The following is a 12933-nucleotide window of genomic DNA, read 5'->3' as shown; positions in this document are numbered from 1 at the left end:
CGGGCACCGACTGCGGGCGGCGCCCGGTCAGTTGTGGCTGTGCAGGATCTCGTTCAGACCGCCCCAGACCGCCTTGTTCGGGCGGGCCTCGACGGTGCCGGTGGTGGAGTTCCGGCGGAAGAGGATGTTGTCGGCGCCGGAGAGCTCCAGTGCCTTGACGATCTGGCCGTCGGGCAGGGTGACCCGGGTGCCGGCGGTCACGTACAGGCCGGCCTCGACGACGCACTCGTCGCCCAGCGCGATGCCGATGCCGGACTCGGCGCCGAGCAGGCAGCGCTCGCCGATCGAGATGATCTGCTTGCCGCCGCCGGAGAGGGTGCCCATCGTGGAGGCGCCGCCGCCGATGTCGGAGCCGTCGCCGATCACCACACCGGCGCTGATCCGGCCCTCGATCATGGAGGTGCCCAGGGTGCCGGCGTTGAAGTTGACGAAGCCCTCGTGCATGACGGTGGTGCCGGCCGCGAGGTGGGCGCCGAGCCGCACCCGGTCGGCGTCGGCGATCCGGACGCCGGCGGGCGCCACGTAGTCGGTCATCCGCGGGAACTTGTCCACGCTGGTGACCTGGAGGTGCAGGCCCTCGGCGCGGGCGTTCAGCCGGGCCGTCTCCAGCCGGTCGACCGGCACCGGGCCGAGCGAGGTCCAGGCGACGTTGGCCAGCAGGCCGAAGATGCCCTCCAGGCTCTGGCCGTGCGGCTTGACCAGGCGGTGGCTGAGCAGGTGCAGACGCAGGTAGGCGTCGTGCGCGTCCAGCGGCTTGTCGTCCAGGGAGGCGATGACCGTGCGGACGGCCACGACCTCCACGCCGCGGACCGGGTCGGGGCCGACCGCCTTGCGGACGGCGTCGCCCAGCAGCTCGGCGGCGCGGTCGTCCGCCAGCTGCTCGGTGCCGGCCGGGCCGGGCGCGTCGACCAGCTCGGGCGCGGGGAACCAGGTGTCGAGAACGGTGCCGTCGGAGGCGACGGTGGCGAGCCCGGCGGCGACGGCGCCGGTCGTACGGGGGGTTGCAGCATCGGTCATGCTGGAAACCTAACCGGAGCCCGCCCGCGGAGGCGAACCGGTCTCAGCGATCGGTCCCGCCCCGTACGGTCGCACGATCCCGGTGGCCCGCCTGCACCGCCTGTCTCGTACGGTCGCACCAGCCGCCCGGCCGCCGCCACCGGTCAGCGGGACGGACCCAGCACCCCCGCCAACCCCTCGCGCACCACGGCCGGTTGGAAGGGCTGGCCGGTGCGCAGGTGCTGGAGCAGCAGTCCGTCGGTGACGGCCACCACCGCCCGGGCGGTGGCCGGGTCGCCGATCCGCCGGCCGAGCGGCGCCACCTCGTCGGCCGGCGGCCCGGCACGACGGAACGGCCGTGCCCGCCGGAGAACCGGTGGGCACGGCCGTTCCGGACCGTGCGACGTGTGCGGCGTGCCGCCGAGAGAGCACTCAGGAGCGCTCGCTCAGACGTTGAACCCCAGCGCCCGCAGCTGCTCGCGGCCGTCGTCGGTGATCTTGTCCGGGCCCCACGGCGGCATCCAGACCCAGTTGATCTTCAGCTCGTTGACGATGCCGTCGGTGGCGGACCTCGCCTGGTCCTCGATGACGTCGGTCAGCGGGCAGGCCGCCGAGGTCAGCGTCATGTCGATGGTGGCGATGTTGGCGTCGTCGATGTGGATGCCGTAGATCAGGCCGAGGTTGACGACGTCGATGCCCAGCTCGGGGTCGACGACGTCGTACAGCGCCTCGCGGACCTCTTCCTCCGAGGCCGGCTTGGTGGTGGTCGGGGTGTCGGTCATGCGGTCTTCGCCTCCTGGGAAAGGGCCTTGGCCGTGGCGTCCTTCCAGGCCATCCAGCTGAGCAGGGCGCACTTCACGCGCGCCGGGTACTTCGAGACGCCGGCGAACGCCACCGCGTCCTCCAGCACCTCCTCCATGGCGTCGTCCGGCTCCACCTGGCCCTTGGACTGCATCAGCTCCAGGAACGTCTCCTGGATCCGCTGCGCCTCGCCGAGTTCCTTGCCGACCAGGAGGTCGTTGAGGACCGACGCGCTGGCCTGGCTGATGGAGCAGCCCTGGCCCTCGTAGGACACGTCCTCGATCGTCGTGCCGTCGTACTTCACGCGCAGCGTGATCTCGTCACCGCACGTGGGGTTGACGTGATGCACCTCGGCGTCGCCGTCCCGAAGACCGCGCCCATGGGGGTGCTTGTAGTGGTCCAGGATGACGTCCTGGTACATGGAATCCAGCTTCACGACTCAGTCAGTCCTCGTCCTCATCCGCTGTGCTCATGCGGTCTTCATCAACCGAAGGCGGTGCTCGTTAACCGAAGAAGTTGCGCACGTACTCCAGGCCCTCGACCAGGGCGTCCACCTCGGCCGGAGTGGAGTACAGATAGAACGACGCTCGCGTGGTCGCGGGAATTCCGTAGCGCAGGCAGACCGGGCGCGCGCAGTGGTGCCCGACCCGGACCGCGATGCCCTGCTCGTCGAGGACCTGGCCCACGTCGTGCGGGTGGATGTCGCCGAGCGTGAAGGAGATCGTCGCCCCGCGGTCCTCGGCCGTGCTCGGGCCGATGATCCTCAGGTCGGGGACCTCCAGCAGCCGCTTGACGGCGTACTCGGTGATCGCGTGCTCATGCGCGGCGATCCTGTCCATGCCGATCGAGGTGAGGTAGTCCACCGCGGCGCCGAGGCCGACGGCCTGGGCGATCGGGGGCGTACCGGCCTCGAACTTGTGCGGCGCGGGGGCGTAGGTGGAGGAGTGCATCGAGACGGTCTCGATCATCTCGCCGCCGCCGAGGAACGGCGGGAGGTCCTCCAGCAGCTCCTGGCGGCCCCACAGCACACCGATACCGGTCGGGCCGCACATCTTGTGGCCGGTGAAGGCCACGAAGTCGGCCTGCAGCGCCTGCACGTCCAGCGGCATGTGCGGCGCGGCCTGCGAGGCGTCGACCACCACCAGCGCACCGACCTCCTGGGCGCGGCGGACGATCGCCTCGACCGGGTTGACGGTACCCAGGAGGTTGGACACCAGGGTGAAGGAGACGACCTTGGTGCGCTCGGTGATGACCTCGTCGATGTCGGAGAGGTCCAGCCGGCCGTCGTCGGTCAGCCCGAACCACTTCAGCTTCGCGCCGGTGCGCTGCGAGAGCAGCTGCCACGGGACGATGTTGGAGTGGTGCTCCATCTCCGTGATGACGATCTCGGTGTCGCGGTCCACACGGTAGGGCTCGTCGGCCCAACCGAGCATGTTGGCCACGAGGTTGAGCGACTCCGAGGCGTTCTTGGTGAAGATCACCTCGTCGCGGCTGGGTGCGTTGACGAAGGCGGCGACCTTGTCGCGGGCGCCTTCGTACAGCGCCGTGGCCTCCTCGGCGAGCACATGCACGCCGCGGTGGACGTTGGCGTTGTGGCGTTCGTAGTAGGCGCTCAGGGCGTCCAGCACCTGGCGCGGCTTCTGCGAGGTCGCCGCGTTGTCCAGGTACACGATCTTCTTGCCGTCGTGGACCTGGCGGTCCAGGAGGGGGAAGTCCTTGCGGATCGCCTCTGTGTCGAGGAGGCCCGGCAGCTGTGTCACGCGGTCGTACCACCCTTCACGTAAGCCTCGTACCCCTCGGCCTCCAGCTTGTCCGCCAGCTCCGGGCCGCCGGACTCGGCGATCCGGCCGTTGGCGAAGACGTGGACGTGGTCGGGCTTGATGTAGCGCAGGATGCGCGTGTAGTGGGTGATCAGCAGGGTGCCGACCTCCCCGGTCTCGCGGACGCGGTTGACGCCCTCGGAGACGATGCGGAGCGCGTCGACGTCGAGGCCGGAGTCGGTCTCGTCGAGGATCGCGATGGCCGGCTTCAGCAGCTCCAGCTGGAGGATCTCGTGGCGCTTCTTCTCACCGCCGGAGAAGCCCTCGTTGACGTTGCGCTCGGCGAAGGCGGGGTCCATGTGAAGACGCTCCATGGCCTCCTTGACCTCCTTGACCCACGTCCGCAGCTTGGGGGCCTCACCGCGGATGGCGGTGGCGGAGGTGCGCAGGAAGTTGGAGACCGAGACGCCGGGGACCTCGACCGGGTACTGCATGGCGAGGAAGACGCCGGCCCGGGCCCGCTCGTCGACGGACATCTCCAGGACGTCCTCGCCGTCGAGGGTGACGGTGCCGCCGGTGATCGTGTACTTGGGGTGACCCGCGAGGGAGTAGGCGAGGGTCGACTTGCCGGAGCCGTTGGGGCCCATGATGGCGTGCGTCTCGCCCTGCTTCACGGTCAGGTCGACGCCCTTCAGGATCTCGCGCTGGCCGTTCTCGGCCTCGACGGAGACGTGCAGGTCGTGGATCTCAAGCGTTGCCATGGGTGACTCAGGACTCCTGGGTGACGGAGACGAGCACGTCGTCCCCTTCGATCTTTACGGGGTAAACGGGGACGGGGCGCGTCGCGGGGAGGCCGGACGGCTTGCCGGTGCGCAGGTCGAAGCTGGAGCCGTGCAGCCAGCACTCGATCGAGCAGTCCTCGACCTCGCCCTCGGAGAGGGAGACGTTCGCGTGCGAGCAGATGTCGTTGATCGCGAACACCTCGCCCTCGGTGCGGACGAGCGAGACCGGCGTGCCGTCGATCTCCACCCTCTTCGGGGTGTCCTCCTCCAGCTCGCTCAGCGCGGCTGCGCGTACGTAGGTCATGCCGCGGACGCTTCCAGCTCGGACTCGATCTTGCTCATCAGGCGCTCCTCGACGTCCGGGACGCCGATCTGCTGGACCAGTTCGGCGAAGAAGCCGCGGACCACCAGGCGGCGCGCCTCGTCGGCCGGGATGCCGCGGGCCATCAGGTAGAAGAGCTGCTCGTCGTCGAACCGGCCGGTCGCCGAGGCGTGGCCGGCGCCGACGATCTCGCCGGTCTCGATCTCCAGGTTGGGCACCGAGTCGACCCGGGCGCCGTCGGTGAGGACGAGGTTGCGGTTGAGCTCGTAGGTGTCGGTGCCGGTGGCCGCCGCCTGGATCAGCACGTCGCCGATCCACACCGCGTGCGCGTCCTGGCCCTGGAGGGCGCCCTTGTACGTCACGTGCGAGCGGCAGTTGGGGGTGTCGTGGTCGACGAAGAGGCGGTGCTCCTGGTGCTGGCCCTGCTCGGTGAAGTACAGGCCGTAGAGCTCGGCCTCGCCGCCGGGACCCTGGTAGTCGATCCGCGGGTGCAGGCGGACGAGGTCGCCGCCGAAGGTGACGACCACGGACTTGAAGGTGGCGTCCCGGCCGATCAGGGCGTTGTGCTGGCCGCAGTGGACGGCGGTGTCGTCCCAGTCCTGGACGGAGACCACGGTCAGCTTGGCGCCGTCGCCGAGGAGGTAGTCGACGTTGGCGGCGAGCACGCCGTCACCGGTGTGGTCGATGACGACCACGGCCTCGGCGAACGCGCCCAGCTCCACGACCTGGTGGCCGAAGGCGGTGCCGCCCTCGCCGTGCACCCGGATCCGGATCGGCTCGGTGAGCTGCGTCTCCTTGGGGACGGAGACCACGGACGCCTTCTCGAAGGCGCTGTACGCCTGGGCGGCGACGCGGTCCACCGGCTTGCCGGCCTTGCCGACCCGCGGGTCGGCGCGGTCGACCAGCTCGTGGGTGACGCCCTCGGGCGCGCTGATGTCGATCTTCAGGTCCGGGCCGCCGGCGGTGGCGGTGCCGTCGTGCAGCCCGCGCAGCCGGGCGAGCGGCGTGAACCGCCACTCCTCCTCGCGGCCGTGCGGGACGGGGAAGTCCGCCACGTCGAAGGACGGCGGTGCGCTCATCCGGGTGGCGACGGTGGACTCCGCGGCCACCGCGATGGAGCCGGTGGTCGTGGAACCCGCCGGGATGGTCGTCTGAGCCTCAGCCATGGCTGTCGTCTAGCTCGCTTTCTGCGTTCTGTCGGGAGTCGTTCGCTGCGGGGGCCGGGGTCAGCCGACCGCGCCTTCCATCTGCAGCTCGATCAGCCGGTTGAGCTCCAGCGCGTACTCCATCGGCAGCTCACGGGCGATCGGCTCGACGAAACCGCGCACGATCATCGCCATCGCCTCCTGCTCGCTCAGACCACGGCTCATCAGGTAGAAGAGCTGGTCCTCGCTGACCTTGGAGACCGTCGCCTCGTGGCCCATGGACACGTCGTCCTCGCGGACGTCGACGTAGGGGTAGGTGTCGGAGCGGGAGATGGTGTCGACCAGCAGCGCGTCGCACAGCACGTTGGACTTGGAGCCCGCGGCGCCCTCGCCGATCTCGACCAGGCCGCGGTAGGAGGTCCGGCCGCCGCCCCGCGCCACCGACTTGGAGACGATGTTGGACGAGGTGTTGGGCGCCATGTGGACCATCTTGGAGCCGGCGTCCTGGTGCTGGCCCTCGCCCGCGAAGGCGATGGACAGGGTCTCGCCCTTGGCGTGCTCGCCCATGAGGTAGACCGCGGGGTACTTCATGGTGACCTTGGAGCCGAGGTTGCCGTCGACCCACTCCATCGTCGCGCCCTCGTAGGCGACGGCGCGCTTGGTGACGAGGTTGTAGACGTTGTTCGACCAGTTCTGGATCGTCGTGTAGCGGCAGCGGCCGCCCTTCTTCACGATGATCTCGACGACGGCCGAGTGCAGCGAGTCGGACTTGTAGATCGGGGCGGTGCAGCCCTCGACGTAGTGGACGTAGGCGTCCTCGTCCACGATGATCAGCGTCCGCTCGAACTGGCCCATGTTCTCGGTGTTGATCCGGAAGTACGCCTGCAGCGGGATGTCGACGTGGACGCCCTTGGGCACGTAGATGAACGAGCCGCCGGACCACACCGCGGTGTTCAGCGAGGCGAACTTGTTGTCACCGACCGGGATGACGGTGCCGAAGTACTCCTGGAAGAGTTCCGGGTGCTCCTTCAGCGCGGTGTCGGTGTCCAGGAAGATGACGCCCTGCTTCTCCAGGTCCTCGCGGATCTGGTGGTAGACGACCTCCGACTCGTACTGCGCGGCGACACCGGCGACCAGGCGCTGCTTCTCCGCCTCGGGGATGCCGAGCTTGTCGTAGGTGTTCTTGATGTCCTCGGGCAGGTCCTCCCAGGAGGCGGCCTGCTGCTCGGTGGAGCGGACGAAGTACTTGATGTTGTCGAAGTCGATGCCCGAGAGGTCGGAGCCCCAGGTCGGCATGGGCTTCTTGTCGAACAGCTTCAGGCCCTTCAGCCGCAGCTTGAGCATCCACTCCGGCTCGTTCTTCTTCGCCGAGATGTCGCGGACGACCGCCTCGGAGAGGCCGCGCTTGGCGGCGGCACCGGCGACGTCGGAGTCGGCCCAGCCGTATTCGTAGTTGCCCAGCCCCTCGAGCTCAGGGTGAGCAGTCTCCGTGGGGAGCGTCATGCGGGGTTCCTCCCGGCCGTGCTAGCAGATGCTGTGGTGGTCTGTGTGGGGCGCTCACCGGTGCGGTGAGCTGCCTTGCCGGCGCCGGCCTTCGGGACGAAGGTCGTGCACACCCCGTCGCCGTGGGCGATGGTGGCAAGGCGCTGTACGTGGGTCCCGAGCAATCGGGAGAAGACCTCGGTCTCCGCCTCGCACAGCTGCGGGTACTGCTCGGCGACGTGGACGACCGGGCAGTGGTGCTGGCAGAGCTGTTCACCGAGCTGGGGATTGGGCGCACTGCGCGCCGTAGCAGCGTACCCGTCCGCGGTCAACGCCTTCGCCAGGGCCTGGGTGCGGGCCTCGGGCTCGGCGTTCTCGACCGCCTCGCGATAGCTCTCGGCCTGTGCGGCCATCCGGGCGCGGGCGAACGCGGCGACCGCCGCCTCGCCCTCGGGGCCGCCGCCCGCGCTCTGCGCGATCCAGCGCAGTGCGTCGGCGGCGAGGTCGTCGTACGCCTGGTCGAAGGCGTCCCGTCCGCAGTCGGTGAGGGCGAACGCCTTGGCGGGGCGGCCGCGGCCGCGGGTGCCGTAGACCCGCTTCTCCCGGGGCTCCACGACGCCCTCGGCGACCAGCGCGTCCAGATGACGGCGGACGGCGGCCTGGGTCAGCTCCAGGCGGAGGGCCAGCTCGGCCGCGGTGGACGGGCCGTGGTCGAGGATCGAGCGGGCGACGCGGTTGCGGGTGCCGTGCTGGTCGTCGTGCGCAGGGGCGGACGAAACGGGGCCGGCGGTCTGCCGGGCCGTTGGCCTCTTCCGGTCCTCGCGAACGTTTTTCACAACGCCATTGTTGCGTAATTCGTCAAATCGATTCAAGCCTGTACCGGATCACGGACCGGTGGCCTCCGTCACTAAGGGTTACCTAATTTCGGGGCCTTTCGTCACGCTCCGGAACCGCCGCCGGTCACCGGTAGGCCGCCCGCGCATCCGCCCACCCGATCCCGGAGCAGTTCCGGCCCCCGCTCCCGGCGCCCCGGCCCGCTCCGTAGACTTCCCGGCATGCCCAGCACCTCCCCGGGGGACGCCCCCCGCTCCGCCGGCGAGCCCGCCGTCGAGGTCGTCGGCCTGGTCAAGCGGTACGGCACCAAGACCGCCGTGGACGGGCTCGACCTCACCGTCGCACGCGGCACCGTGACCGCCGTCCTCGGCCCGAACGGCGCCGGGAAGACCACCACCGTCGAGACCTGCGAGGGCTACCGGCGCCCGGACTCCGGACGGGTCCGCATCCTGGGCCTGGACCCGGTCGCCGACGCCGCCCCGCTGCGCCCCCGGATCGGCGTGATGCTCCAGTCGGGTGGCGTCTACGCCGGCGCCCGGGCCGAGGAGATGCTCCGGCACACCGCCACCCTGCACGCCCACCCCCTCGACGTCCCCGGACTGATCGAGCGGCTGGGGCTGGGCAGCTGTGGACGGACGCCCTACCGGCGGCTGTCCGGCGGCCAGCAGCAGCGCCTGGCCCTGGCGATGGCCGTGGTCGGCCGCCCCGAGCTGGTGTTCCTGGACGAGCCGACGGCCGGCCTCGACCCGCAGGCCCGCCGCGCCACCTGGGACCTCGTCCGGGAGCTGCGCGCCGACGGCGTCAGCGTGGTGCTGACCACCCACTTCATGGACGAGGCCGAGCAGCTCGCGGACGACGTCGCGATCATCGACGGCGGCCGGGTCGTCACCCAGGGCAGCCCTGAGGAACTGTGCCGGGGCGGCGCCGAGAACAGCCTGCGCTTCTCCGGCCGCCCCGGCCTGGACATCGCCTCGCTCCTCAAGGCCCTGCCCGCCGGGTGCGCCGCCGCCGAACTCACCGCCGGCACCTACCGCGTCCAGGGCCGGATCGACCCGCAACTACTGGCCACCGTGGCCTCGTGGTGCGCCCAGAACGGCGTGCTGCCCGACGCGATAGCCGTCGAGCGCCACACGCTGGAGGACGTCTTCTTGGAACTGACCGGCAAGGAGCTGCGCGCATGACTGCCGTCGAGACCGGTGCCGGTGCCGCGACCGGCACGTTCGCCCCGCGCCCCGGGGCGGCTCCGCTGCCCCGGATGATCCGCGCGCAAGCCGCCCTGGAGACCAGGATGCTGCTGCGCAACGGCGAGCAGCTGCTGCTGACCGTCATCATCCCGACGCTGCTGCTGGTGCTGTTCTCCGCCGTCCGCATCATCGACACCGGCGCCGGCCGGTCGGTGGACTTCCTCGCCCCGGGCATCCTGGGACTCGCCGTGCTGTCCACGGCGTTCACCGGGCAGGCCATCGCCACCGGCTTCGAGCGGCGCTACGGCGTGCTCAAGCGGCTGGCCGCCTCGCCGCTGCCGCGCTGGGGGCTGATGACCGCCAAGACCTGCGCGGTGCTGGTCACCGAGGTCCTCCAGGTCGTGCTGCTGACCGCGGTCGCCCTGGCGCTGGGCTGGTCCCCGCACGGCAACCCGGTCTCCGTGGTCCTGCTGCTCCTGCTGGGCACCGCCGCGTTCTCCGGGCTGGGCCTGCTGATGGCCGGCACCCTCAAGGCCGAGGCCACCCTGGCCGCCGCCAACCTGGTCTTCCTGCTGCTGCTCGTCGGCGGCGGGGTGATCGTCCCGCTGGACAAGTTCCCGGCCGGCGCCCGGGAAGTGCTCCAGTTCCTGCCGATCTCCGCCCTCTCGGACGGCCTGCGGGAGGTGCTCCAGCACGGCGCCGCACTGCCCTGGGCCGACCTGGGGATCCTCGCGGTCTGGGCCGTGCTGGGGCTGGGCGCGGCGGCCCGGTTCTTCCGCTGGGAGTAGCGGGCACCCCGGCCCACCGGCCGGAACGCCCGCAACCCGACCCTCGTGAAAACTCGCACAAGCGGCCCGCCTACGATGGCTCCCGTGCCGAACACGCTGAATCCCTTTGAGCTGATCGCCCGCCGCTGGCAGCCCTCCGCGCGCTTCGTCGAGCGGGCGGCGCTCGCCACCGTCGTGATGGCCGTGGTCATCGTCGTGACCGGCGGAGCGGTCCGGCTGACCGAGTCCGGGCTGGGCTGCTCGACGTGGCCCCAGTGCACGCCGGACAGCCTCACCCCGACCGCCGAGATGGGCGTCCACGGCCTCATCGAGTTCGGCAACCGCCTGCTGACCTACGTCCTGTGCGCCTTCATCGGGCTGTTCATCGTGGCGGCCCGGGCCCGCGCGCCGCACCGCCGCTCGCTCACCCGGCTCGGCTGGGCGCAGTTCTGGATCGTGATGGGCAACGCGGTCTGGGGCGGCATCGTCGTGCTGACCGGCCTGAACCCCTACCTTGTCGCCGCGCACTTCCTGCTCACCAGCGCCCTGTTGACCGTCTGCGTCCTCGCCTGGCAGCGCGCCAAGGAGGGCGACGAGGAGCCGCGCGACCTGGTGTCCCCGGCGGTCCGGCAGCTCTCCTGGGTGCTGGTGGTGGCGGTGGCCGCCCTCACGGTGATCGGCACGGTCGTCACCGGGACCGGCCCGCACGCGGGCGATGCCCGGAAGGTCCACCGGATCCCGCTGGACTGGCAGGAAGTGACCCAGCTCCACGTCGACTTCGTCTACGTCGTCGTCGGGCTCTCGGTCGCCCTGTTCTTCACCCTGCGCGCGATCAAGGCACCGCGGGCCCCGCGCCGCGCCACCCTGGCCCTGTTCGGCACCCTCGCCTTCCAGGGCGTCGTCGGCTACGTCCAGTACTTCCTGAGCCTGCCGACGCTGGTCGTCGGGCTGCACATGTTCGGCTCGACGCTGGTCTGGATCGCGACGCTGCGGATCTTCCTCGCCCTGCGCGACCGCGGCCCGGTGCCCGCCACGTTGGACGCACTCGCCGACGGCGAGACCGCGAAGGCCCGGCCGGCCGCCACCACCGCGGTCTAGGACCCGCCCGGGAACAGGCGGTCTAGGACCCGCCCGGGAACACCTACGCCGCGGGGGCCAGCCGGTAGACCCGGCGCGCGGTCCCCGAGCCGACCAGTTCGGTGATCCGCCGCCCGTCCGCGGCGGCGCACAGGCCCTCGGCGGTCCACTCCCCCACGACGCGGGCCATGGCCCGTGAGAAGAGCCGCGCGGCAGTGACGTAGAGCTCGGGCAGCCCGCGCGCCCCCGAGGAGAACAGCAGCTTGCCGAACGGCGCCTGGCCCAGCGTCTCCTCGGGGCACGGCCCGGCGTCCGCGTAGACGTGCGGGTGCACGGCGGCGAGCTGCGCGGCCCGCCGGTGGTGCGGGGCCCGGGGCAGCAGGACGAGATCGCAGCCGAGCCCGGCGGTGGCCCGCAGGAAGGCCGCCAGCGGCTGCGGATCGGCACAGTGCAGCTGCACCGGGAGCCCGGTCGCCACCGCGCTCCACAACAGGTGCCGGACGAGCGCCGGTTCCCCCAGCGGCTCCCCCGGGCGGCGCCCGCGCAGCCAGCGGTCCGCGGCCCGCCGCACCTCGCCCGCCTCCGGGGCCCGCCCCTCGCAGTAGCCGGCGCCGGACGCGAAGGCGGTGGCGTGCTGGGCGGCGGAGTAGAGGGCCTCGGCGGTGTAGCCGAGGAAGGAGTCGACGCTGCCGGAGGTGTCGGCGACCTGTTCGGCGAGCGGTTCCAGGCGGACGACCTCATGGGCGCGGCCCTGCGCGGCGGCGGCGAGTTCGGCCGCCGAGGTCAGGCCGCCGGGTGCGCCGGCCTCCACCAGGAACGTGCCGATGCCGGTGCCGCGGAGCAGCGTCCGGCCCGCGCGGAAGGCGCCGACCGCGCGCCGCCGGGCCAGATAGCGCACCGGCGCACAGTGCGGCTCCAGGCCGAGCAGCGGGGGGCACCAGCGGCGTAACGCCAGTCCGGTGCGGGTGTCGAAGTGGCTGGTGCCCGCGGGGGCCGGACCCTGGGCACCGACGGCGGCGGCCAGATGGGCCTCGAAGGAACCGAGGCCGAGTTCACCGTGGACGGCGCCGTGACTGTACTGGTCGATGAGCGGGGGGAGTGTGTCCATCCGCCTCTCCTCGCCGTCAGCCCGCCGGGCGTGGCCGGTCCACCGCGCCTGGTGAGCTTAACGGCCGAGCGGGTGGTGAGGTAGCGGGCGATGCGCCCCGGCGCACGGCACCGGGGCGGGCGCGCGGCTCAGGCGTTGGCCGGGCCGCCCAGCTGGATACCGGCCATCCGGGACCACTCGTAGCGGCCGGTGCGGACCTTGGCCGCCAGCTCGCCGTCGAAGGCGTCCTGGAGGGCGATGCCGGCCAGCTCGGCGGCCTTCTCGGCGGCGGAGTAGCTGTCCGCGACGAGGTTGCCCCACTCGCCGTTGGCGCCGACCAGCGCGATCCGGGTGCGGCCGCGGCCGATGTGGGCGAGCTGGCCCTCGGCGCTGCCGCCGTGCGAGCTGGCGAAGGCGCGGATCTGCCGGGCGAGCCGGGCCGCCTGCTTGTCGGCCCGCTTCTCGGCCGTGGTCGCGGCGGCCGCGCCGCCCGCCGCCTGCTCGTCCGCCTGCTGGGTGTCTGCCATGAACAGCATGCTACCCACCGGTAGCACTTTTGTAAGGGTGATCCCCCACACCCGCCCGCCTCGGCACACACGCGAACGGCCCGGCTTCCGAGGAATCGATCCAAGGAGCCGAGCCGGGGCAGGCGGAGTGCGTGCACCGAACGCCGCGAGGCCGCGAGGCCGCGAAGAT

The 12933-nt window shown here is 71.5% G+C and carries 15 protein-coding genes; 3 read left to right on the top strand and 12 right to left on the bottom strand.

Annotated elements, in window-relative coordinates:
• Positions 1 to 27: 27 nt before the first annotated feature.
• From dapD to B073_RS0104250, 10 genes are all read right to left on the bottom strand, one after another.
• The gene (gene dapD / locus B073_RS0104295; RefSeq protein ID WP_018536856.1) at positions 28 to 1017 is read right to left on the bottom strand and encodes a 2,3,4,5-tetrahydropyridine-2,6-dicarboxylate N-succinyltransferase; all 990 of its coding nucleotides are present in this window, start codon (positions 1015 to 1017) and stop codon (positions 28 to 30) included.
• 143 nt (positions 1018 to 1160) lie between these two features.
• Positions 1161 to 1319 carry a hypothetical protein gene (locus B073_RS43560; protein WP_018536855.1) on the bottom strand — a complete coding sequence of 53 codons (159 nt, stop codon included), beginning with the start codon at positions 1317 to 1319 and terminating at the stop codon, positions 1161 to 1163.
• A 123-nt stretch (positions 1320 to 1442) separates the two neighbouring features.
• Positions 1443 to 1778, bottom strand: a complete 336-nt coding sequence (locus B073_RS0104285) for a metal-sulfur cluster assembly factor (protein ID WP_016578639.1) — start codon at positions 1776 to 1778, stop codon at positions 1443 to 1445.
• Entirely contained in the window at positions 1775 to 2233 is a 459-nt protein-coding gene (sufU, locus tag B073_RS0104280) for a Fe-S cluster assembly sulfur transfer protein SufU (RefSeq protein ID WP_018536854.1), read from the bottom strand. Before sufU ends, B073_RS0104285 begins: the two co-directional genes overlap by 4 nt.
• A 67-nt stretch (positions 2234 to 2300) precedes the next feature.
• Positions 2301 to 3557 (bottom strand): cysteine desulfurase, encoded by a 1257-nt coding sequence (locus B073_RS0104275; protein WP_018536853.1) that lies wholly within the window; start codon positions 3555 to 3557, stop codon positions 2301 to 2303.
• Positions 3554 to 4318, bottom strand: coding sequence for a Fe-S cluster assembly ATPase SufC (gene sufC / locus B073_RS0104270; RefSeq protein WP_018536852.1), 765 nt, complete (start codon positions 4316 to 4318; stop codon positions 3554 to 3556). The genes B073_RS0104275 and sufC overlap by 4 nt, the downstream gene beginning before the upstream one ends.
• A 7-nt stretch (positions 4319 to 4325) precedes the next feature.
• Positions 4326 to 4643 (bottom strand): non-heme iron oxygenase ferredoxin subunit, encoded by a 318-nt coding sequence (locus B073_RS0104265; RefSeq protein ID WP_018536851.1) that lies wholly within the window; start codon positions 4641 to 4643, stop codon positions 4326 to 4328.
• The gene (gene sufD / locus B073_RS0104260) at positions 4640 to 5827 is read right to left on the bottom strand and encodes a Fe-S cluster assembly protein SufD (RefSeq protein WP_018536850.1); all 1188 of its coding nucleotides are present in this window, start codon (positions 5825 to 5827) and stop codon (positions 4640 to 4642) included. Before sufD ends, B073_RS0104265 begins: the two co-directional genes overlap by 4 nt.
• 60 nt (positions 5828 to 5887) lie before the next feature.
• Entirely contained in the window at positions 5888 to 7309 is a 1422-nt protein-coding gene (gene sufB / locus B073_RS0104255) for a Fe-S cluster assembly protein SufB (RefSeq protein WP_018536849.1), read from the bottom strand.
• Positions 7306 to 8124 (bottom strand): helix-turn-helix transcriptional regulator, encoded by an 819-nt coding sequence (locus tag B073_RS0104250; RefSeq protein WP_018536848.1) that lies wholly within the window; start codon positions 8122 to 8124, stop codon positions 7306 to 7308. The genes sufB and B073_RS0104250 overlap by 4 nt, the downstream gene beginning before the upstream one ends.
• A gap of 219 nt (positions 8125 to 8343) precedes the next feature.
• On the opposite strand from B073_RS0104250, the gene B073_RS0104245 reads away from it, so the two are divergent.
• From B073_RS0104245 to B073_RS0104235, 3 genes are all read left to right on the top strand, one after another.
• A complete protein-coding gene (locus tag B073_RS0104245; protein WP_018536847.1) occupies positions 8344 to 9303 on the top strand; it encodes an ABC transporter ATP-binding protein in 960 nt (319 codons plus the stop codon).
• The gene (locus tag B073_RS0104240; protein WP_018536846.1) at positions 9300 to 10094 is read left to right on the top strand and encodes an ABC transporter permease; all 795 of its coding nucleotides are present in this window, start codon (positions 9300 to 9302) and stop codon (positions 10092 to 10094) included. Before B073_RS0104245 ends, B073_RS0104240 begins: the two co-directional genes overlap by 4 nt.
• 84 nt (positions 10095 to 10178) lie before the next feature.
• Positions 10179 to 11171, top strand: a complete 993-nt coding sequence (locus tag B073_RS0104235; protein WP_037810898.1) for a COX15/CtaA family protein — start codon at positions 10179 to 10181, stop codon at positions 11169 to 11171.
• 43 nt (positions 11172 to 11214) lie between these two features.
• Here B073_RS0104235 and B073_RS0104230 read toward each other — a convergent pair whose 3' ends face one another.
• Complete coding sequence (locus B073_RS0104230; protein ID WP_018536844.1) at positions 11215 to 12258, bottom strand: hypothetical protein; 1044 nt, start codon at positions 12256 to 12258, stop codon at positions 11215 to 11217.
• Positions 12259 to 12386: 128 nt separating this feature from the next.
• Positions 12387 to 12773 (bottom strand): hypothetical protein, encoded by a 387-nt coding sequence (locus B073_RS0104225; RefSeq protein WP_018536843.1) that lies wholly within the window; start codon positions 12771 to 12773, stop codon positions 12387 to 12389.
• Positions 12774 to 12933 lie beyond the last annotated feature (160 nt).

The sequence above is a fragment of the Streptomyces sp. MspMP-M5 genome, from assembly GCF_000373585.1.
GTDB lineage: Bacteria > Actinomycetota > Actinomycetes > Streptomycetales > Streptomycetaceae > Streptomyces.
The sequence above is the reverse complement of the archived record's forward strand: the minus strand, read 5'-3'. Positions and strand labels throughout refer to the sequence as shown.

Excerpts from the sequence above, each read along its gene's own strand:
- B073_RS0104265 (WP_018536851.1), bottom strand. The coding sequence starts at position 4,643 with ATGACCTACGTACGCGCAGCCGCGCTGAGCGAGCTGGAGGAGGACACC.
- B073_RS0104285 (WP_016578639.1), bottom strand. The coding sequence starts at position 1,778 with ATGACCGACACCCCGACCACCACCAAGCCGGCCTCGGAGGAAGAGGTC.
- sufD (WP_018536850.1), bottom strand. The coding sequence starts at position 5,827 with ATGGCTGAGGCTCAGACGACCATCCCGGCGGGTTCCACGACCACCGGC.
- sufC (WP_018536852.1), bottom strand. The coding sequence starts at position 4,318 with ATGGCAACGCTTGAGATCCACGACCTGCACGTCTCCGTCGAGGCCGAG.
- dapD (WP_018536856.1), bottom strand. The coding sequence starts at position 1,017 with ATGACCGATGCTGCAACCCCCCGTACGACCGGCGCCGTCGCCGCCGGG.
- B073_RS0104225 (WP_018536843.1), bottom strand. The coding sequence starts at position 12,773 with ATGCTGTTCATGGCAGACACCCAGCAGGCGGACGAGCAGGCGGCGGGC.
- B073_RS0104245 (WP_018536847.1), top strand. The coding sequence starts at position 8,344 with ATGCCCAGCACCTCCCCGGGGGACGCCCCCCGCTCCGCCGGCGAGCCC.
- sufB (WP_018536849.1), bottom strand. The coding sequence starts at position 7,309 with ATGACGCTCCCCACGGAGACTGCTCACCCTGAGCTCGAGGGGCTGGGC.
- B073_RS0104230 (WP_018536844.1), bottom strand. The coding sequence starts at position 12,258 with ATGGACACACTCCCCCCGCTCATCGACCAGTACAGTCACGGCGCCGTC.
- B073_RS0104240 (WP_018536846.1), top strand. The coding sequence starts at position 9,300 with ATGACTGCCGTCGAGACCGGTGCCGGTGCCGCGACCGGCACGTTCGCC.